General features: G+C 47.6%; 17 protein-coding genes and 1 pseudogene. 4 read left to right on the top strand and 14 right to left on the bottom strand.

The annotated features are described in order from the left end of the window. Nucleotides 1–179: 179 nt before the first annotated feature. From QMK20_RS08250 to QMK20_RS08235, 4 genes are all read right to left on the bottom strand, one after another. Entirely contained in the window at nt 180–1535 is a 1356-nt protein-coding gene (locus QMK20_RS08250) for a hemolysin family protein (protein WP_283656231.1), read from the bottom strand. A gap of 98 nt (nt 1536–1633) precedes the next feature. Further along, nucleotides 1634–2764: a radical SAM/CxCxxxxC motif protein YfkAB gene (gene yfkAB / locus QMK20_RS08245; protein WP_283655335.1), complete on the bottom strand. Its 1131-nt coding sequence runs from the start codon at nt 2762–2764 to the stop codon at nt 1634–1636. 96 nt (nt 2765–2860) lie between these two features. Beyond that, a complete protein-coding gene (locus QMK20_RS08240; RefSeq protein WP_283655334.1) occupies nt 2861–4021 on the bottom strand; it encodes an HD-GYP domain-containing protein in 1161 nt (386 codons plus the stop codon). Then, nucleotides 3975–5429: a bifunctional metallophosphatase/5'-nucleotidase gene (locus QMK20_RS08235; RefSeq protein ID WP_283655333.1), complete on the bottom strand. Its 1455-nt coding sequence runs from the start codon at nt 5427–5429 to the stop codon at nt 3975–3977. The genes QMK20_RS08240 and QMK20_RS08235 overlap by 47 nt, the downstream gene beginning before the upstream one ends. Nucleotides 5430–5746: 317 nt before the next feature. Here QMK20_RS08235 and QMK20_RS08230 point away from each other — a divergent pair, with 317 nt between their 5' ends. Further along, entirely contained in the window at nt 5747–6811 is a 1065-nt protein-coding gene (locus tag QMK20_RS08230; RefSeq protein ID WP_283655332.1) for an HD-GYP domain-containing protein, read from the top strand. Nucleotides 6812–6980: 169 nt separating this feature from the next. Here QMK20_RS08230 and sufB read toward each other — a convergent pair whose 3' ends face one another. The 6 genes and pseudogenes from sufB to QMK20_RS08200 form a co-directional block, all read right to left on the bottom strand. Beyond that, on the bottom strand, nt 6981–8378 hold the full coding sequence (gene sufB, locus QMK20_RS08225; RefSeq protein WP_283655331.1) for a Fe-S cluster assembly protein SufB: 1398 nt from the start codon (nt 8376–8378) through the stop codon (nt 6981–6983). A gap of 30 nt (nt 8379–8408) precedes the next feature. After that, nucleotides 8409–8831: a Fe-S cluster assembly sulfur transfer protein SufU gene (sufU, locus tag QMK20_RS08220; RefSeq protein WP_283655330.1), complete on the bottom strand. Its 423-nt coding sequence runs from the start codon at nt 8829–8831 to the stop codon at nt 8409–8411. After that, nucleotides 8821–10044 (bottom strand): cysteine desulfurase, encoded by a 1224-nt coding sequence (locus tag QMK20_RS08215; protein WP_283655329.1) that lies wholly within the window; start codon nt 10042–10044, stop codon nt 8821–8823. The genes sufU and QMK20_RS08215 overlap by 11 nt, the downstream gene beginning before the upstream one ends. Next, nucleotides 10041–11346 (bottom strand): annotated as a pseudogene (gene sufD, locus QMK20_RS08210) (Fe-S cluster assembly protein SufD). Before sufD ends, QMK20_RS08215 begins: the two are co-directional and overlap by 4 nt. A gap of 23 nt (nt 11347–11369) precedes the next feature. Continuing rightward, nucleotides 11370–12152, bottom strand: a complete 783-nt coding sequence (sufC, locus tag QMK20_RS08205) for a Fe-S cluster assembly ATPase SufC (protein WP_014280665.1) — start codon at nt 12150–12152, stop codon at nt 11370–11372. 622 nt (nt 12153–12774) lie between these two features. Next, the gene (locus tag QMK20_RS08200; RefSeq protein ID WP_283655328.1) at nt 12775–13245 is read right to left on the bottom strand and encodes a Dps family protein; all 471 of its coding nucleotides are present in this window, start codon (nt 13243–13245) and stop codon (nt 12775–12777) included. Between the two features lie 311 nt (nt 13246–13556). On the opposite strand from QMK20_RS08200, the gene mtnK reads away from it, so the two are divergent. Beyond that, the gene (mtnK, locus tag QMK20_RS08195) at nt 13557–14780 is read left to right on the top strand and encodes an S-methyl-5-thioribose kinase (protein WP_283655327.1); all 1224 of its coding nucleotides are present in this window, start codon (nt 13557–13559) and stop codon (nt 14778–14780) included. A 5-nt stretch (nt 14781–14785) separates the two neighbouring features. After that, nucleotides 14786–15895 (top strand): S-methyl-5-thioribose-1-phosphate isomerase, encoded by a 1110-nt coding sequence (gene mtnA, locus QMK20_RS08190; RefSeq protein ID WP_283655326.1) that lies wholly within the window; start codon nt 14786–14788, stop codon nt 15893–15895. Nucleotides 15896–16035: 140 nt separating this feature from the next. On the opposite strand, the gene QMK20_RS08185 is transcribed toward mtnA, so the two are convergent. Then, complete coding sequence (locus QMK20_RS08185) at nt 16036–16338, bottom strand: YunC family protein (RefSeq protein ID WP_283656230.1); 303 nt, start codon at nt 16336–16338, stop codon at nt 16036–16038. A 200-nt stretch (nt 16339–16538) separates the two neighbouring features. On the opposite strand from QMK20_RS08185, the gene QMK20_RS08180 reads away from it, so the two are divergent. Beyond that, the gene (locus QMK20_RS08180; RefSeq protein WP_283655325.1) at nt 16539–16943 is read left to right on the top strand and encodes an Rrf2 family transcriptional regulator; all 405 of its coding nucleotides are present in this window, start codon (nt 16539–16541) and stop codon (nt 16941–16943) included. 81 nt (nt 16944–17024) lie between these two features. On the opposite strand, the gene QMK20_RS08175 is transcribed toward QMK20_RS08180, so the two are convergent. The 3 genes from QMK20_RS08175 to QMK20_RS08165 form a co-directional block, all read right to left on the bottom strand. Then, entirely contained in the window at nt 17025–17699 is a 675-nt protein-coding gene (locus QMK20_RS08175) for a VOC family protein (protein WP_283655324.1), read from the bottom strand. A gap of 37 nt (nt 17700–17736) precedes the next feature. Continuing rightward, on the bottom strand, nt 17737–18843 hold the full coding sequence (locus QMK20_RS08170; protein WP_283655323.1) for a TolB family protein: 1107 nt from the start codon (nt 18841–18843) through the stop codon (nt 17737–17739). 199 nt (nt 18844–19042) lie between these two features. Continuing rightward, nucleotides 19043–20509, bottom strand: coding sequence for a sensor histidine kinase (locus tag QMK20_RS08165; protein ID WP_283655322.1), 1467 nt, complete (start codon nt 20507–20509; stop codon nt 19043–19045). Nucleotides 20510–20523: the final 14 nt, after the last annotated feature.

Below are 20523 nucleotides of genomic sequence, written 5' to 3'. Positions count from 1 at the left end.
TCCTTTGATTGATCCATCTGCTTTACTATTCAACATATGCGGCATCGCCCAAGTCTCGAACAAAAAATTACAGATAAAAAAAGAACCTTCAAAACCACGATAACGTGGATCTAAAGGCTCTTGCTTTTACACTCTATAATAGCTTTCATACCGGAACCGACCCTAACCATATCTATGGATCAGGACTCATCGGCGGAAAGTTCATCTTCGATCACAGGGTCGAGCTTGCGGTGAATCCTCACTCTCATAATACGAAGCCTTGTCGCTTCCTCCACCTCAAAGGTCAGGTTATAAAACTCAATCTTTTTCCCCTTCACTGGGCTGCCTTCCAGTTCTTTAAACAGCCAGCCCCCGATGGAATCCACTTCGTCGTCTTCAATGTTCACCCCGGTCAGATCATTGACATCCTCAATGAGCATACGGCCGTCCACCGAAATGAGATTATCCTTAATCTCCACGCTCGGACGTTCATCCTCAAATTCATCGTATAGATCCCCGACAATTTCCTCCAATATTTCCTCCGCTGTCAGCAGCCCGGCCGTTCCGCCGTACTCATCGACCACGAGAGTCATCTGAGAATGCTTTTTCTGCATAAGGCGCAGCACGTGACTCACTTCCATGGATTCTGGCACATTCAAAATAGGACGCACTACCGAGGCCAGATCCAATTGCTCGCCCTGCTCAGCCAATAGAAGATCGGTAATATGAACAAAGCCGATAATCTGGTCCTTATCCTCAACCGCTACCGGGTAGCGAGAATGCTTGGTATCACTGATGATTTTCAGATTTTCCTTAAACGATAAATTCGTATACAAGCAGTCCATATCCGTACGAGGAAGCATAATTTCACGGGCCAGCAAATCGGAAAAATCAAAAATATTGTCCATCAGCTTGATTTCGTCCTTATCAATAACACCGCTTTTGGCACTCTGATTCATCAAGATACGGATCTCTTCCTCCGAATGCGCCGCTTCTGCTTCACTCGCAGGCTGGATGCCGAACGCCCGTAATAACAAATTCGCCGCGGCATTCAACACCCAGATGACGGGCAGAAATATCTTGTAAAAAAGGAGCAAAGGAGCGGATAAAAACAATGCCACACCTTCGGTTTTCTGGATCGCCAAAGACTTTGGAGCCAACTCACCCAATACAATATGCAAAAAGGTAATCACGCAAAATCCGACGACAACGGATACCGTTGTAATCAGTGTACCGTCAGTTACACCGAGTTTGTGCATGAGTGGCTCGATCAGGTAGCCGGATATTGCTGGTTCACCAATCCAGCCCAAGCCCAATGAAGCCAGCGTAATGCCTAATTGGGTAGCGGACAGGTAAGCATCCAGCTTCTGGTTCACCTTTAGCGCATAGCCTGCCATGCGATGCCCCTCACTTTGGAGCTGCGTCAATCGGGATTGGCGCATTTTGACCAGCGAAAATTCCGCCGCCACAAATACACCGTTCAGAAAGACGAGCAGCAGTACCAAAAGAAGATTCACCGTTAGCAATCCCCAATGAAACTCGGTATGACCTTCCAATACGAACTCCCCATTTCTATAGTTAGCATTTTGCATCATTTGACTTGCAACGCTCCATGGTATGATTGAAAGTCGCTAATTGGATTTATGCAAAATGCTCATAGTTGTAATGCTTTTCTGGATTTAAAATCGACTCCCTTGTAATACATATCCGCTACGAGCAGATTCGGTCCGCAACAGGCAGCGGCATCACAATGACAGTTCACGGTCTGATTCAACGGATGCTCATTCAGCCATTCACCGAAAATATCGTCCAGACCGCGCTCCTGAATATTTCCGAAAGCCGGAATGTCTGCGAAATCCGTCACATATACGCTGCCCGTGAACATATTCACATTTACGCGGTTTCTTCCGTCCGGATCATTACGCACCGTAATATTCGGTTCCTGACGCAGTCGGCGAAGCAGCTTGCGGTCTTCTTCCCGGTCTGAGCAGGCAAAGAACGGCAGCGTGCCAAACAGCATCCACATATCCTGATTGCGCACATCCAGCAGCTTATGAATGGAGTTGCGCATATCGTCGAGAGAAAGGACAGGCAAGGTAGAGGCAAAATTCGATGCGTACATCGGATGAACCTCATGCCGTCGACAGCCCATTTCATTAATCAACTGATGAATACCATCCAGCTTCGTGTGAGTACGGTAATTAATCATGGATTCGGCAGAAATAAACATACCCATTTCGCTCAACCTGCGGGCATTTTCCACCATTTTCTCATAAAGACGAACAGCCCCCGCGCGTGGAGTCGGACGTCCGGTATTTGCAAAACCCACTTCATAAAAATCGTCGGCATTCAAATAATTAAACGATATATGCATGACATCCAGATAAGGGAGCATCTTCTCATATCTGCGAATATCCAATGTCAGGTTGGAGTTGATTTGCGAGCGAATACCACGCTCTTTGGCATATTTCAGCAGCGGAACGATCACTTCGTCCACCGTTTTATCGAGCAAAGCGGGTTCTCCGCCTGTCATACTGATCGTCTCCAGATGCTCGACTTCATCCAGTCGTTTCAGCATCAGATCTAACGGAAGGAAGGGAGCCTCCTTCATAACAAGCATGTCGCCCACAGCGCAGTGCTCACAGCGCATATTGCACAGATGCGTCACGGTCATTTCCACACTTGTCAGCAAATGACGGCCATGTGTGCGCAGCGAGACAATCGGGTCCCACGGATCATATGCTGGTGATATTTGTGAAAGTGTGTTGTTTTGTAGAACTGTCATTATTTTTCACCTTATTTCTGTTATTAACCTCAAAAGACGTATGAATATCATATCATGATGTGTAAAGTAGCTGCATATTTTCTGCCACTTCATTTGCTAATCCACGTGCATTGCTCCAAAAGGGGAAGCTGTAGCACCCAGTGTGTTGGTAATCATCACCGAAAGAGATACGGACAGATCCACGTCGTAAGGCGCTTTCAGTTCCTGTCCGTCCCGATCCCTCACAATGCGAATAACGGGCCTTTGTGGGATTTTGGAGTGTATGCGCACCACAACCCCTTCTTCCCCCGTATTGAGCATCACGGAGAGCCCCAGCGGGTATATAGCTACACAATCGCGGAATGCCTCCAGCATCCGTTGCTCATACAACGTGCCCGCACCGGCATACAGCACCTCCATTGCTTCATAGGGCAACAATGGCTGCTTGTATATTCGACTTGCTGTCATCGCATCGTATGAGTCTGCCAGGCCGATCCATTTGGCGTATTCGTGGATTTGGTCCTTCTTCCAGCCGTTCGGATATCCGCTGCCGTCGATACGTTCATGATGCTGTAATGCACAGTGAGCCGACAGCAGGGGAATTCCCGGTTCGTCTTTAAGTAGCTTATAGCCGATCACCGTGTGCGTTTTCATGTGCTCGTATTCCTCGTCCGTCAATTTGCCCGGCTTATAGAGCACTTGAGGTGAAATTTTCATTTTACCAATATCGTGCAATAGTGAACCTATGCCCAGCTCCATGAGCTGGTTGTTATTGTATCCGTTGGATATTCCTAGTACAAGTGAATACAGACATACATTCAATGAATGATGATACAGATCCTGATCTGCCGCCCCGATATCCATCAGCATAATGACGGCATCCTGACGGCCTCCGATATCGTCCAGAATGGACTCCATCACCTTATAAAATGACTTGCCAAAGTATTGGTGCTTATGATCTACGGAGTAGGATGTCTGACCCTGAAACTGCTTCTTGATCTCCTGTAGCGCCATCTTCCTCGTCTGTTCATGGATCATTTCGGGAATTACGATATCTTCTGTCACCGCATCCTCAATGTATACATATCCAATTCCGACTTGGCCTAGACGTTCAATCAATCGCGAAGTAAGCTCAACACCCTCCGAGAGCAGCACCATTCCATTTTCATTGTATATTTTTTTGCCCAGCTTCATGCCGGCTCTTAATAATGTAACAGGTACCAGTCGCAACTTAATCCTCTCCCGATTGTTGTGATACCTGAAGCCACCTAGCTGCAAAACACTCTTCCATCGCGCCCGGACGCTTCAACTCCATTTCAATCAAATCCCGCAAAAATTCTGGAAGCATAAATCGGAGTTCCGTTCCGTTCGCAAGCACTTCATAACCTGCTCTGAAAGTGAACATATCCAACGTGCCTACCGTATATTGCTCATCTTCTTCCAATGAACGACCCGCTACACGTATATCCGTCACTTTATCATAAGGAGCGCGAGTCGTGTCATATTGAATCTCCAGACCTTCCACACACATCGTACCAAGCACTTTACCTCTAAAGCCAAATCCCGTTATTTTCTTGTCCGCAAATTCCGGTAGCAAGGACTGCTCCAGCGCCAGCCGGATGTCTCTTCCCCACAGCTTCATGACACAGGCATTAATTGGCGAAGGGCATAAGGAATGCAGCATTCCTTTGCTGATATCACCTTGAGGTAAAGGGCCAAGCAGTTGGCCCGCATTCACAAGAGAAATAGCGGTTCCCGTAAAATGTGACACCGATTGTGCCAGCAAATTTCCGAAAGGAGACTCCCGATCATATGCAATCTCCAGCTTCCGATCCGTCACCGCCACTGTACTCTCCATGGCACGCTCTGCCTGTCTCCGATGCAGTACAATGGCAGATGCCACCTTTTCGTCCAGCAGTGTGTGGTCTACAGGAGCTACGCCGCCTGACGTAACCCGAAACGGTTCATGACTACTGTTGCGGCTTAGTGCCACTTCACCCAGCAGCGTTCCATACTTGCCAGCCCCACATAGAGCTGTGCTCCCGATCCACAGCGGTTCCTCCAGCACATGATGGGTATGGCCTCCAAGAATCACATCAATCTCCGAAAACCGCGATGCCAGTTTCTTATCCGAAGGTAAACCCAAATGCGACATCACAACCAGAACATCGACCTGCTTTCTCAGGGACGGAATTTGCTCGCCCAATACCTCAAACGGATCGAGTGCATCCCATCCCAGCAATTGATAGAACTCGCCGAAAGGAGCCGTCACTGCGAGCAAGCCTATCTTAAACCCCACCTTGTCCAAAATGAGTGAATCCGTCATCCACAAGGGCTTCATCCCTGTGGCACTCTCCCTAATGTTGCCGCATACAACCGGGCAGTGAATTCCCGCATAGGCCTGTGCAAGAATATCCGGGGTAAAAGTCAGACCCTCGTTGTTACCAATCGTAATCGCATCGTACCCCGTCAAATTGATCACATCCACATTCGCCCCACCCAGCGTTCCTTCCGTTTCGGGGGCCATCCGGTCCATGTGGTCTCCCATATCCAGCACAAGCAGCGCATCTCCTAATGCGGCTCTTCGTTCATTAATCATCGCGGCTATCGAAGGCATACTGCCAAAATGACTATGTATATCATTGGTATGCAAAATGGTTAACGTTTGCTGGGTCGTCATCTCCATAACCGCCCTCCTCTATAGTTTATATATCGACTCTGTTGCTTCTAATGTTTAAGCATACCATGTTATTTCCCATTATGGTACATGTCGGTGGGGGCGCTACAACTGACAATTTAGCTACTGTGTTGTCTCAAGAAACAGTCACGGGGAGAAGCAAAGTCACAATGCCCTCGTTTACCTCTGAGAAGAGACGGGTTCCTGGGACCTATTTTACAGCTAGGAATAATAGTGAATTAGTCGTTGTCATCCCATATTATTCTTGATATATTAGGTTTGCTTCGTATTTTCGACAAATTTACGACAATAAGGAGGTTAAGCGCATGAGAGTTCACGTTACCGATGCCAAGCCAGGAGATCTTCTCAGATCCGATACATACAATGAACACGGTGTACCCGTCATGATTCGGGGTACCCAGCTTCAGCACGACGATATCTCCAAGCTCATCATGCATGGTGTCGATTATATCGACATTGATGCCGGTTCAGCGAGCATTCCGGTTGACTTTGCCCCCGATGTTCCCGCTTCTCCCGAATCCCTTAAACGTGCCGTTCCCCTCATGGAGCAGACTATTCATGGCTTTGAAAGCATGTTTCTCAAAGCTGCCTCAACCGGCAAATTTGATGAATCTCGAGTCGATGAGCTGCTCAGCCCCCTCGTTTCAGAGCTGACTCATCAAAAAGATGTCGTATCTCTGCTGCTGCTCATGGAACGGGGAGATCACTATACGTACAATCATTCTCTCCAAGTGGGTGTACTGTCATATTACATTGCCACATGGCTTGGATATACAGAAGAAGAAGCCTATACCGCTGGTAAAGCCGGATATTTACACGATATAGGCAAGTCCATGATACCGGATGAGATTTTGAATAAACCTGGTAAGCTGACGCCTGAAGAATTTAAGGAAATGAAAAAACATTCCCTCTACGGCTATGATATCATTCGCAACTCAACAAGTGATGAGATTTCGGCAATCGTCGCCCTGCAGCATCACGAAAGAGAAGATGGAAGCGGATACCCGAACGGACTGTTCAAGAAGGATATTCATCCTTTCGCCAGTATTACGGCAATTGCAGACGTATATAGCGCTATGATCTCCAACCGTGTGTACCAGACGAAGCAGGAGCTGCTCACCGTACTGCGCGAGCTGCACAGCATGAGCTTCGGACATCTGAACCCGGAAGCCACCCAAGTCTTCATCCGGCATATGCTTCCGAACTTTATTAACAAGCAGGTCCTTCTGACTTCGGGTCAGACGGGAACAATTATTTTGAACAATCCTGCCGATTATTTCAGACCTTTAGTGAAAATTAATGAAAATGAGTATATAGATTTGTCCAGAGAGCGACATGTATCCATTGATGAAATTTATCTGGAATCCTGATCTGCGAACTCGTTCTGCTCATACACAGACTACGCGAATAAAAAGAGACTGTCCTTGATCCGCAGGTTCTTCCCTACGAAGGACAGTCTCTTTTTATGTTACGGACACACGCCTGATAGACATCATCGCATCATGGCTCAGCCCCAACATAACCCTCGTAAAGCGAGAATTATCCTATGGAACCTTCCATTTCGAACTTGATCAAACGGTTCATCTCTACCGCATATTCCATCGGCAGCTCTTTTGTGAACGGCTCGATAAAGCCCATAACGATCATTTGTGTCGCCTCTGCTTCGGTCAAACCACGGCTCATCAGATAGAACAACTGATCCTCCGATACCTTGGAAACCGTTGCTTCGTGCTCCAGCGTAATGTCGTCGTTCATGATTTCATTATAAGGAATCGTATCCGAGGTCGACTGATTATCCAAAATCAACGTATCACACTTGATATTCGATTTTGCCCCTTGAGCCTGGCGACCGAATGAAGCCAGTCCGCGATACGTTACTTTACCGCCATGCTTACTGATCGACTTGGATACAATCGTCGATGTCGTATCTGGTGCCAAGTGGATCATTTTCGCCCCTGCATCCTGATGCTGGCCTTTGCCTGCAACTGCAATGGACAAAACCATACCTTTAGCTCCACGGCCTTTCAGTACAACCGCCGGGTATTTCATCGTCAGCTTGGAACCGATGTTACCATCGACCCATTCCATCGTTGCATTTTCTTCTGCAACCGCACGTTTGGTCACCAGGTTAAAGATGTTTGGTGCCCAGTTTTGGATCGTTGTGTAACGAACGCGTGCATTTTTCTTACAAATGATTTCCACCACTGCGCTATGCAGCGAGTTCGTGCTGTAAATCGGAGCCGTACAGCCTTCTACATAATGAACGAAGCTGTCCTCGTCGGCAATAATGAGTGTACGCTCGAATTGTCCCATGTTTTCCGAGTTAATACGGAAGTAAGCCTGCAATGGAACTTCACATTTTACACCCTTCGGTACATAGATAAAGCTTCCGCCTGACCATACCGCACTGTTCAGTGCTGCAAACTTGTTGTCCGCAGGAGGTACAACTGTCGCAAAATACTCTTTCAGAATTTCAGGATGCTCACGCAGCGCCGTATCGGTGTCCATGAAAATAACGCCCTGATCTTCGAGTTCCTTTTGCATGCTATGGTAAACAACCTCGGATTCATACTGTGCGGATACACCAGCCAGAAACTTTTGCTCCGCCTCAGGAATCCCCAGTTTATCAAAGGTTTCCTTAATTTCCGTAGGAACTTCTTCCCACGTTTTTCCTTGCCTCTCGGAGGGTCTTACATAGTACTGGATATCGTCGAAATCCAGATCATTCATATCTCCGCCCCAGTTTGGCATAGGCATTTTTTCAAACTGCTTCAGTGCTTTCAGACGGAATTCCAGCATCCATTCTGGCTCATCCTTAATTTTGGAGATTTCCTTTACGATTTCCGGAGTGAGACCCTTACCTGTTTGGAAAATGGATTTGTGCTCGTCACGAAAGCCATATTTATACTCTTCCATTTCCGGTGCTTTCTTGGCCATGTTTCTCAAACCTCCTCTATTCTAGTTAAATTATTGTTTTTCATCAATTCCTTTGCGCAGCGCATTCCAGGCCAAAGTCGCACATTTGATACGGGCCGGGAACTTATTGACACCTGACAAAGCTTCCAGCTCTTCATAATCGTCGAATTCGGCGGCTTCACCCTTCATCAGAGAAGAGAAGCGATTCGCCATATCCAGTGCCTGATCAATCGTTTTTCCCTTAACCGCCTCTGTCATCATTGAAGCGGAGGACATACTGATTGAACAGCCTTCTCCTGTAAAACGGGCATCCTCGACAACGCCGTCCTTCGTCTTGAGCTGAAGAGAAATCCGGTCACCACACGTAGGATTGTTCAAATCGACCGTGACCACGTCATCCTCAAAACGTCCGCGATTCCGCGGATTTTTATAATGATCCATAATTACACGTCGGTACAAGTCATCAAGTTGCATCGCCAAAATACTCCTTCGTTTGGATTAGGGCGCTGATCAAAACGTCGACTTCCTCTTCCGTGTTATAGAGGTAAAAGCTGGCTCGCGCCGTTGCACTGGCTTTCAACCAGCGCATCAATGGCTGGCAACAGTGATGGCCTGCACGTACAGCCACCCCTTTACTATCCAGCACGGTCGCTACATCATGCGGATGTACATCATCCAGATTGAATGTTACGAGTCCTACATGACGTTCAGCAGGACCGTAAATCGTCAAGCCATCCACTTCACGGAGACGTTTGAGAGCATAGTTGGCCAGACGGCTTTCATGCTGTGCAATCGCGTCCAGCCCGATGCTTTCCAGAAAATCAATGGCAGCTCCCAAGCCGACAGCTCCGGCAATGATCGGGGTTCCGCCTTCGAATTTCCAAGGCAGCTCCTTCCATGTGGATTCATACAATCCCACATCGTCGATCATTTCCCCGCCGAACTCAATCGGCTCCATGTTTTCCAGCAGCGCCTTCTTGCCGTACAGTGCCCCGATCCCTGTAGGACCACACATTTTGTGACCAGAAAAAGCATAAAAGTCAGCATCAATGTCTTGCACGTCTACTTTCATATGTGGCGTGCTTTGTGCACCGTCTACAACGATGACTGCGCCTTTGCGATGCGCAATAGCTGCAATCTCTTTGACCGGGTTCACAACGCCAAGCACATTGGAGACATGCGCAATGGCTACAATTTTTGTGTTTTCAGTGATGGTATTCTCCACGTCAGCAAGATCAACGCTACCGTCCTCTTGAAGCGGGATATATTTTAAAGTTGCGCCTGTGGCTTTGGCTACCTGTTGCCACGGAATCAGATTGCTGTGATGCTCCATCGGTGTGATGACAATCTCATCACCTTCCTGACAGTTGGCTCTGCCATAGGAAGAAGCAACCAGATTCAGCGCCGTTGTCGTTCCTCTTGTGAAAATAATTTCCTGACTGCGCTTTGCATTCAGAAAGCGGGCTACCTTCTCCCGCGCACCTTCATAAGCATCCGTAGCACGGCTGCCCAAGGTATGCACTCCACGATGAACGTTCGAATTATCATATTCGTAGTAGTGCTTGATCGCCTCAATGACCGCCAGCGGTTTTTGCGAAGTGGCCGCATTATCCAAATAAACCAGCGGATGACCGTTAATCTCCTGATGTAAAATCGGGAACTGTTCACGGATCAATGCAGTATTCATTGGCCTAACTTCCTTTCAACAAGGCTTTGCAGCTGCTGTTGAAGTCCTTCGAGCGGAATTTCAGAAACGACAGGTGCCAGGAAGCCATAAATAATCAAGCGTTCAGCTTCTGCACGGCTAATCCCGCGGGACATCAAGTAATACACTTGTTCACGATTCACCTGACCGACCGAAGCTGCGTGACCTGCGGTCACATCATCCTCATCAATCAGAAGGATCGGGTTAGCGTCACCACGCGCTTTCGGGCTAAGCATGAGAACACGTTCTGTTTGCTGGCCCGTCTGCTTTGGTAGCACCTTTTTCAATTTTCGTAATACCGTTAATAATGGAAGATGCATTTTCACGCATAACTGCGCGTGTAATCATCTGGCTGGCTGAACTTTTGCCAAAATGCTGTGCTTGTGTCGTATAGTTCAGCTTTTGCGAGCCGGAGCCTACAGCAATAATCTTGGCATCCGAGTTGGAGCCGTTGCCTTTCAGCACGGACATCGTGTTGCTCGCTGTATTGCCATAGTTCATTTCTCCGACAATCCATTCGATAGCTGCGTCATTACCCAACGTAGCACGGCGGATGGAAATATCCGTTACTTGCTCTCCAAGCTGATGCACCGTTGCATAGCGCACCTTGGCTCCTGCATTCGCTACCACTTCTACTGCGCCATTATGAATGACAGGTGTTGCCAAATCCGCAGATACATAGTTGTCTACGTACGTTACGGAGCTATGGCTTTCAGCAATGAGCAGTACGTGAGGTGCAAACGTCGCCGTCGCATCATCTGTCAGGAAAACAGCCTGAAGCGGAACACTTAACTCCACATTCTTCGGCACATAAGCGAATACTCCACCGTTCCAGATCGCTGCGTGCAGCGCGGACAATGAATTTTCATCCGTCTTAATGACCGTATTCAGATGAGCTTTAACTAAATCACCATGCTCCTTAACCGCCGTTTGCAGATCCGTGAAAATAACGCCTTGCGCTGCCAATTCCTCGCTCAGCTTCACATATACCGCGCCGGAGTTGCGCTGGATAATCAGACCGCCCTCCTGCTGATCTTTTACCAGATCGGCAATCGCTGCGGGAACCTGCCCCACCGATGCAATCGCCTCGCTGTTTTTATGTTGACCGTAATCGTTGAGATTCCAACGTTCGATTTTAGTTTTTTCAAATACCGGAAGCTCCAGTTTGCCTGCAAGCTCAAGTGCTTTTTGTCTGTCTGCGGTCAGCCATGACGGCTCGCCGTTACGTTCGGACAGAACACGCAGTTGCTCGGAATCTACCGGAAGGATTGTTTGTGTACTCATTAGTTTTCCTCCTCGCTTCCGGCTTACGCCTCTTGTCCTACAGTTTCATCAACGATACCCAGTTCTTCCTTGATCCAGTCGTAACCGTCCGCTTCCAGACGCTCAGCCAGCTCAGGTCCACCGGATTTAACGATGCGTCCTTGCATCATGACATGTACGAAATCAGGCTTAACGTAATTCAACAGACGCTGGTAGTGAGTAATGATGAGGAAACCGCGCTCTTCGGAACGCATAGCATTGACACCGCTAGCCACGATTCTCAAAGCGTCAATATCCAGACCGGAGTCGATTTCGTCAAGAATGACGATTTTCGGATCGATCATCATCATTTGCAAAATTTCATTCCGTTTTTTCTCACCACCGGAGAAACCTTCGTTCAGATAACGGTGAGCAAACTCAGGATTCATTTCGAGTTCCTTCATTTTGCTTTCCATTTGGCGGATAAATTTAATCAAGGAAATTTCTTGGCCTTCCTCACGGCGTGCATTAATTGCACTACGCAAAAAGTCGGAGTTGGTTACCCCTGCAATTTCACTCGGATACTGCATAGCCAGGAACAATCCCGCACGTGCGCGCTCATCCACTTCCATGTCCAGAACGTCTTCTCCGTCCAAAGTTACTTGGCCATCTGTGACTTCATATTTGGGATGACCCATCAAAGCAGAAGCCAATGTACTTTTACCCGTTCCGTTAGGACCCATGATGGCATGGATTTCTCCGCCCTTCATTTCGAGGTTGATGCCTTTCAGAATTTCCTTGCCTTCAATGGTCGCTTTGAGACCTTCAATCTTAAAGTTTGTAGCCATATTCGGAATACCCTCCAAAATTTGTAGTGTGGTGTCGAAATCAGAAAGTATATTTAAACAGGGGAGCCCCCTGATTTCAAGCAAGCGAAAATATTTAAAAATTTATTTATAATCATTCTAAACTGATTCTCAATGATTCTCAAGTTATTTTATAATAAATATCTTTAAGGGTGCAACCAACGGACACACGTTATGCGACTTTCTTCATAAAATATTCATACTAACTCAGCTCACAAATGGCAAAATAGCATACGGACCTCACTAAATTATGAAGTGTGTTCAAAAGCCATCCTGATGAACAACGAAGAGGAAAGGTGAAACTCTACCGTGATTGTTTGCCTCCTATTTTTATTATAGCGTAATTCTTCATCATACCGCATATCCAATCATAATCGCTTCCCATCTGAGGAGTTTGCAAAGCGACTGGAATTGAATTATGCAAAATCCTGATCTATGAAAAAGCATTAAAATGCTGTAAATTGTCTTTTTCATCCATAAAAACGCTACCGACAATATGACGTCAGTAGCGTTTTTACATGTAGCGCTTATTTCAGAACAAAAACCCATCTATATGAAATGGAATTCAACTGCCAGAATTAAGCCTCCAGCATCATTTTTTCGATTAGCCCAGATAAGAGCGAAGCATCCACATATGTTTCTCCAGATCCGCTTTATAACCAATCAGCAAATCTGCGGTTGGCTGATCAGATGCGCTTTCAGCCAGCTCAATTCCTTCCTGAAATTCCTCGCAGACAGTGGCAAAGTCCTCAATTAGCGTTTGCACCATTTTCGGCGCATCCTCATTGCCACTTGCCTCATGAATGGAGGACAGCTCCAGATATTCTTTTAACGTTGCGGAAGGAGACCCTTTCAGCGCCAACAGGCGTTCGGCGATCTCGTCCATTTTCAGCGTAATTTCATTATATAGTTCTTCAAATTTAACATGGAGTGTGAAAAAGTTGGAGCCTTTCACATACCAGTGATAGTTATGAATCTTCACATATAGTACATTCAGGTTAGCGACCTGGCGGTTTAACAGTTCTTCCACCGATTTCGTTTGCGTATTTTTCGAGTTGCTTGTTGTTTTAGCCATAATAAATCCCTTCCTTTTTCATCAAATTGATCATTCAGGAACGTTTACGTATTCATCCACCGTCCTTCTGACGGGAAGACGCCAGCGGGCACGGTATTTCGCCTGCCGGACGTCTGTTTATTATTTACCCTTCTCATATGAAGACGAAACAAAATCTTACGTTCCTTTCTCCTATTCCGCCTCCCCACAAAAAAAATGTACAAAACTCAAACAATTTTCGTTATACTTGGCTCTATCCAAGCGAAATGGTTGGTTTAATCTTGTAGTATTTCTCATCATAGATGTATGCACAATTTATGGAGGTGACTTCGTTGTCCCAATATCATGCTTTTACGACAGAAGAAGCAATTGAATTTGTGAAGAATATCCCCGGATTTTTTAGTCAGGATGCTCGTCTGGAATGCCGCGAAATCGGTGATGGCAACCTGAATCTGGTTTTTCATATTACGGATTCTGAATCTGACAAGAGTATCATTGCCAAACAGGCGCTTCCCTATGTGAAAATCGTAGGTGAATCCTGGCCGCTGTCACTGGATCGTGCCCGTATTGAACGCGAGGCGCTTCAGAAGGAGCACCACATTTGCCCTGAGCTCGTTCCTGCGGTGCTCGGCTATGACGATGAACTCGCCTTGACTGTGATGGAGGATCTAAGCTCGTACACAATCATGCGCAAAGGATTAATCGAAGGAAACACATATCCGCATTTTGCTGACCATATTGGAGAGTTTCTGGCGCGTACGCTCTTTTTTACCTCGGATCTGGGCATGAATCAGCAGGACAAAAAAGAGCTGGTCAAGCGCTTTATCAACCCGGATCTTTGTAAAATCACCGAGGATCTTATTTTGGACGAGCCTTATCGGTTTTCAGACAATAACAACTACGGTTCCTATATCGAAGACGAGGCAGAGGCGCTTCGTACAGATCAGGCCATTCATCTGGAAGTAGCTTTGCTGCGAGAGAAGTTTCTGACACGGACAGAAGCGCTTCTGCACGGCGATCTTCATACAGGCAGTATTTTTGTAACAGCGGAGTCCACTAAAGTCATTGATCCCGAGTTTGCCTACTACGGACCGATGGGCTTTGATATCGGAGCGGTGATTGCCAATCTGCTGTTGAACTATGCAGCACAACCTGGATGGACTTCTGGCGAGACAGCTGTACAGGAACGCCGTGACTGGCTTTTAGAGACTGCCATTCAGGTATGGGAGCAGTTTGAGTGCGGGTTCCGCAAACTGTGGGACCAGCATGTTACTGACCACATGGCCCGCACGCCGGGATATCAAGACTTGTACCTCCAGAAAGTGCTGCAAGATACGATTGGCTTTGCAGGCTGCAAGGTCATCCGCCGGATCATCAGCTTGTCGCATGTGGCCGATATAGACACGATTGCCGATCCTGCGATCAAGGAAGCAGCGGAAAGACTGGCGTTATCTATAGGAAAAGCCTTGGTTCTCCGCAATCGCGAGGTGCATTCGATCCGTGAATTGGGAGACATTATTCAGACAGCAACGGCTGCCCCAACTAAAGGAGCTTAATGGATATGAGTGAAAATAAAGAATCTACGACTAAAGCTTTCAATGAAGCAATCGCGCCTGGTCAGGCTCTCTCGTCGCTGGTGTGGAAAGGTGACCACTTGTCCATGCTGGACCAGCGCCTGCTGCCCGAATCCATCGTGATGCTGGATTTGTTCACAGCCGAGGAAGTGTGGGACGGCATCCATGCCATGAAGGTACGCGGTGCGCCAGCCATCGGAATGGCTGCGGCCTACGGCGTCGTGCTGGGTGCTTCCGCTTACGGCGGAACCGATGCTGCTGGATGGCTGGAGCATGTACACAGCGTTTGCGGGCATTTAGCTACATCACGACCGACCGCAGTGAACCTGTTCTGGGCGCTGGACCGCATGAAGAAGCGGGCCAAAGAACTAACCGCCGAAGCGACCGAAGGACGGGTCGAGGATTGGAATGCCGGATTGGAGCGTGAAGCTATATCCATTCAGGCAGAGGATGAGGAAGTATGCCGCCTGATCGGCGTCCATGCTTTACCTCTATTCGAAGACGGTATGGGCGTGCTCACTCACTGCAATGCAGGCGGACTGGCGACAGCGAAATACGGGACGGCACTCGCGCCCATGTACCTTGCACATGAAAACGGCATACACCTGAAAGTGTTTGCCGACGAAACACGTCCCGTGCTCCAAGGGGCGCGTCTGACCGCGTTTGAGCTCCAGCAGGCTGGCATTGATGTAACCCTGCTGTGTGACAACATGGCAGGTATGGTCATGGCCAAAGGATGGGTCCAGGCCGTCATCGTTGGCACGGACAGAGTGGCGGCTAATGGCGATGTCGCCAACAAAATCGGCACTTACAGCTTAGCTGTGCTGGCCAAGGCACATGGCATCCCTTTTTATGTAGCTTCACCGCTATCTACGATTGATTTGCATACTGCTACAGGCGCAGACATTCCCATCGAGGAGCGTCCTGCGGAGGAAGTCACCGAAAGCTTCGGCAAAAGGACAGCCCCACAGGGCATCAAGGTCTATAACCCGGCTTTCGACATTACGCCTCATGAATACATTACCGCCATCATTACCGAAAAAGGGATCGTCCAAGCTCCCTTTAGCGACAGCCTGCCCGCTTTATTTGCGGATTAATTCGTTTGCCAGGCCATGCAGCTCGTATGAAAGCGAAATCGTTTTACTCGATAAAATGTAACTTTTCTATTTGAAAAAACCGGAGCGAAGCAGCCCCGGTTTTTTCGCGTTTTTCTACCTTTGTGCAGCAAAAGCTCCACTTAGACCAGCTTCAAAAGTGCCTCATACCCCGGCATACCCGGCTTAATTCCAAGCTGCTCCGCTTCCGTCGTCACCGACTCCATGGGCGCTTCCAACAATTCGCGCAGCGTTTTTACACCCACAGCTCGTGCGGCAAGAATTTTCCGATCTCCCAGCCGTTCATTCAGCAATCCGACATCCAGTGCGCCGCACATGATGTAACCATGGGAGTTGGAGATAGTCAACAGCGTTGTTTTAGGCAGTTTGACCTCAACTCCGATAAATGTATGCTTACCCACTTGTATGGGTTCCATGTGTATCATTGTTTTCACTGCACCTCCTCTTTGTTCATCCGGGATATTTTATGCAGTATTTGGGGGTGAGTGTGGACACCCGTGGATACATATTGAATATTAGGGCGCTAATTTTTGTGCACCCTGTCGGAGCATTCAAAATTTGACGATGCCGCATCATAAAGGATATTATATATAGATTAAATCCTGAATTGAGGTGATCACCGAGCATGAAGTATTCTAAAGCGACGAACTATGCCCTTCACACCATGCTTTTTCTGGTAGTATCACCCCCTAATAATAAGCCTGTTGGTGTACAACAGTTGGCGGATCGACAAGGGGTTTCGCCTACTTACTTGTCCAAAATACTGACCAAGCTGGTCAAGGCGGGAATGATTGAATCTACTTCGGGTGCCAATGGCGGTTATAGATTGAAGCGGAACTGGGAGGATATTTCGTTCCTGGATGTTATTCATGCAATTGAAGGCGCAACTTCTTTGTTCGACTGTTGTATGAACCATGAAGCAGAATGCTTAATTCAAAAAGTAATGGTTTCAGCGGAGACCAAAATGGATGAGCATCTTAGAAATCAAAAGTTATCCGAACTTGCCAAAGAAATAAAAATGGTTCTCTGAGCCATATTTATTTTGAGATAAGGGCCACTCTTTTTTGTTTCAAAAAGTATGCCTTTTTGCTAATCCCCTTTATCTAATTAATCAGGTTGATCTCAATTCGTACAAGCCATTTTGAAGCGAAAGACTGGCAGAACCTGCACCTTTAATCACGATCTTGGTGTTGAACCCACACGGCATCCTATCGTCCGGGAACCAAGGCCGCTGCTTGTCTATTACAATTAATAATCCTTCCGCGTCCCCTAGAGGAGTGAATTGCTTCCCGGCCTCACCCCATGAATCAATTTGGAACATTGCTGTGATAGTTTTGCAACATTCCGGAACATTATCGACTGGAAGGCCAATCTCACTTATACGAAGTAAATGCTTTGGCCCGAAAGCTTCATCTACTGCGTTGTCGAGCGAATGGTGAGCAATGAACTCGATGAGGTTATGATCAGGATCATAGAAGTAAAGTGCTGTTGCATTCCAGCTTTCGAAAAGAAACTCATCCTCTCTGGTTCTTGAAATCAATGAGATGCCCCGGTCGATTACCCATTGTTTTGCCTCTATGAACTTATTGGTTGGAATCGCAAACGCAACGTGATAAAACTCATTCTCCATGAGGGAATTTTCCTGAAGAGCAAGAACCGATTCGCCAGCTCCAAATGATAACCGTGAAGCGGTTTCCTCCAGAACCTCCAGGCCCAAGAGAGAGCCGTAAAAAGCTTTCATGGCTTCAAATCTGTGTGTATTTAAGAGCACTTCTGTTATTTTCATCGCGTTCGTCATCCCCCTTAAAATAAATGATTTTTGCTCAAGATAACTTGATTACATAAGCCGTAGATTGATATCCAGTGTCCTTCATGACCCCTGTTGGAATCAGCAGCTTTTTACCGGAAGGGCTCCAGCGTAGCTGGTCACTTATGCTATTATCGCCCAAGACCGGAGTTTGCTCCCCTGTTTCTGCTTCTGTAATGAAAAAACGGTATTTATCTCCATCCTCAGAAACCGCATAGGCCAGCTTGCTGCCATCCGGCGACCAGCTTGTACCGAACAGTTGCATACCCGTAGCCAATGTGAACAGCTCTTTCCCTTTGGTATCGCAGAGAACCAATGCGTTTTCCCCGGGTTTGGTGTGTTTAACAACCGCCAGCGTGCCGCCATCCGGGGAAGGAAGGACCGCCCAGATGTCTTTTTTCAGGACTTCGGATTGCTTGGTTTCGATATCATAGGCGATCCATTTCCCCATAGCGACATAGTAGATCGTATTTCCCGACGGAGCTACGCTAGAAACACTTCTCTGTCCAGTCTTGACCGCGACTTCACTCTTTCCATTCACATCAGCCCTGATAATGTCCCCTTCCATATTGGGAAAAATAACGTGACCTGTATCCTCCCATACGCCTTCCCCGGCCATAAACTCTGCATCGTACATCTTCACGGAAACGCCGGTTTCAAGATTCATGATGTAGCCTATTCCTGTGGATTCATACAATTGCTGATAAAGCATATGCTTCCTGTCAGGGGACAGCTTTGCAAATCCGTAGCTTTTCTCCCCCTCCAGCAGCGGCGTCTCCCCACTGGAAGCAAGATCATATTGATAGAGGTTATGTGGATAACGTTTTTCTCCCTCAATCATCACGGGGGGCAGCTTCCTGTTCTCTTTATCAACCGCAAGCGTGCCTTCACTCACCCAATCCATCCCGCGAACACCCTCAATCTTAGCAATGCCCTCCAGCTTCAACTTGGTGTATACGGATTCAGTGGTGTTATCCATCACGGTAATCTTTTTGCCGGACTTCTCTACAACCTGCCGCGCCTCCGTGTTCCCCGTAGTACAAGCGGTCAGGGACATAAGAGTCGCCGTGGCGAGCAGTATGAGTCCTGTCTTGCCCAGCTTGCTGTGGATATTTGCGTTCATTGCATGATTCCCCCTAAAGATTTGTACAGCATGGACATGATTGAATTCGATTCGTACAAAACTCGCTGTGGAAGCCTAATCTTGAGTCCTGTGTAGCCTTAGCCTGCTCTAAGCATACCGGAGGAGTATTTCCAAACCACGGCTGCTTGTTTCCAAGTTGTAAACTTTTTGAGTAGCTTTGATGCAGAGTACAGACCTATTAAGTGGCTGGAAAAGACAGCTCGAAGACCGAACCTTCACCTTCCGTCTCCAGTAGCGTAATGCTTCCATTCTGCTTCTCAACCAGATTGCGAACCAGTGACAGTCCCAGTCCCGTGCCGCCCGATTGCCTGGATCGATCGCGGTTGACCGTGTAGAAAGGCTCGAAAATCCTCTCTCTGGCTTCCTCAGGAATGCCTATGCCGGAATCACGGATCGTGATCCTTACCCGGTTGTCCCTAAGCTCGCTGTGAACATGAATAGTTCCTTGAGGAACATTGTATTTGATCGCATTATCCAGCAAATTAATAAAAATATGCATAAAGCTCTCTTTATCAATCCAGATGTGGGCTGGCTCCGCATCGCAGGAAATAGTGATTCCGAAGCGCTCTGCCTTGCCACTCATACGTGCACAAACATCCCGCAGCCCCTCTGCAACCTCCAACAGCTCGGCCTGTGACTCAAAATCATATTTTTCCAGCGCCGACACCTGTAGCACCTTCTCCACCATTTCATATAGCCGCTGAGTTTCCTTGGCGATGCTGGCCTTGGCTTCCAACAGCAGCTTGGGATCATCGTCGTACATATTCAGCAGATCCACGTAAGCTTTAATGGAGGTCAACGGTGTCTTGAATTCATGGCTAATGTTGCCGATATATTGCTTCTGCTGCTGCTCCAGCGCTTGGAGCTTGTGGATAGCCAGTTGCAGCTTCCGTTGCTCTTCATCTTTGGCAGCAATACTCTGCTCAATCTCCTTGCTCATAAAGTAGATGCCCTCGGCCAACTCGCCCAGCTCATCCTTTCGCCTAACCGGAGGAGCCTGGATATATTCGGCGCGGCGGATATCCTCTGCCGCCTTTTTCAACCGTCCAATAGCTGCGGCTGCCCGGTTAAAATACAAATATCCGATGATGAAGCTTAGTAAAAGTACCGCGATCCCTGTAGTCAGGAACAAATTCTGGAGGGTTCGCAGAAAACTCTGCGAGCTTTTGAGTGAATATTGCAACTGAACTACCCCCATTTGTTCCTCCGGCCCTTGGAGCGGCGCCAGATACAGGAGTGTGTCCCCCACAACCTCATATGCTATTTTATTGTGCAACGCATAGGCCAGGGCAGCATTCACTTCACTTTGCTGGTCTACCACTGGAGGGTCTTGAATAGAGGTGCCTACCTGGAGCCCCTGCGCATCATAAAGCGTGACTCCCAGTCCGGTAAATCCGGCCAGCTCCGTAGCCAGTCCCCGGCCCCGCTGCCTCATAAATATCTGCGGCTCCATCCGCGTTCCTGTATAATAAGTCTGCTTCACCCGCAGATTAACCGTTTTGACGTGCTGGGCCAGATAAACCTCGGTTTGAGTCAGCTGGTTCTTTTCCACCCCTTGAAGAACAAAATAGCTTAGCACACCTAGAGCAAGAATAAGCAGTACAGCCAGAAACAAGCTGAATTTCAACTTGATGCTAATTCTCATGGATAATCACCGCT

Source organism: Paenibacillus sp. RC334 (assembly GCF_030034735.1).
Taxonomy (GTDB): Bacteria; Bacillota; Bacilli; order Paenibacillales; family Paenibacillaceae; genus Paenibacillus; species Paenibacillus terrae_A.
This window is presented reverse-complemented; position numbering and strand designations above follow the sequence as displayed.

What these genes read in the sequence shown, in the direction of transcription:
- yfkAB (WP_283655335.1), bottom strand. Translation starts at nt 2,764, where the DNA reads ATGACAGTTCTACAAAACAACACACTTTCACAAATATCACCAGCATAT.
- QMK20_RS08235 (WP_283655333.1), bottom strand. Translation starts at nt 5,429, where the DNA reads ATGGAGATGACGACCCAGCAAACGTTAACCATTTTGCATACCAATGAT.
- QMK20_RS08230 (WP_283655332.1), top strand. Translation starts at nt 5,747, where the DNA reads ATGAGAGTTCACGTTACCGATGCCAAGCCAGGAGATCTTCTCAGATCC.
- sufB (WP_283655331.1), bottom strand. Translation starts at nt 8,378, where the DNA reads ATGGCCAAGAAAGCACCGGAAATGGAAGAGTATAAATATGGCTTTCGT.
- sufU (WP_283655330.1), bottom strand. Translation starts at nt 8,831, where the DNA reads ATGCAACTTGATGACTTGTACCGACGTGTAATTATGGATCATTATAAA.
- QMK20_RS08215 (WP_283655329.1), bottom strand. Translation starts at nt 10,044, where the DNA reads ATGAATACTGCATTGATCCGTGAACAGTTCCCGATTTTACATCAGGAG.
- sufC (WP_014280665.1), bottom strand. Translation starts at nt 12,152, where the DNA reads ATGGCTACAAACTTTAAGATTGAAGGTCTCAAAGCGACCATTGAAGGC.
- QMK20_RS08200 (WP_283655328.1), bottom strand. Translation starts at nt 13,245, where the DNA reads ATGGCTAAAACAACAAGCAACTCGAAAAATACGCAAACGAAATCGGTG.
- mtnA (WP_283655326.1), top strand. Translation starts at nt 14,786, where the DNA reads ATGAGTGAAAATAAAGAATCTACGACTAAAGCTTTCAATGAAGCAATC.
- QMK20_RS08185 (WP_283656230.1), bottom strand. Translation starts at nt 16,338, where the DNA reads ATGATACACATGGAACCCATACAAGTGGGTAAGCATACATTTATCGGA.
- QMK20_RS08180 (WP_283655325.1), top strand. Translation starts at nt 16,539, where the DNA reads ATGAAGTATTCTAAAGCGACGAACTATGCCCTTCACACCATGCTTTTT.
- QMK20_RS08175 (WP_283655324.1), bottom strand. Translation starts at nt 17,699, where the DNA reads ATGAAAATAACAGAAGTGCTCTTAAATACACACAGATTTGAAGCCATG.
- QMK20_RS08170 (WP_283655323.1), bottom strand. Translation starts at nt 18,843, where the DNA reads ATGAACGCAAATATCCACAGCAAGCTGGGCAAGACAGGACTCATACTG.
- QMK20_RS08165 (WP_283655322.1), bottom strand. Translation starts at nt 20,509, where the DNA reads ATGAGAATTAGCATCAAGTTGAAATTCAGCTTGTTTCTGGCTGTACTG.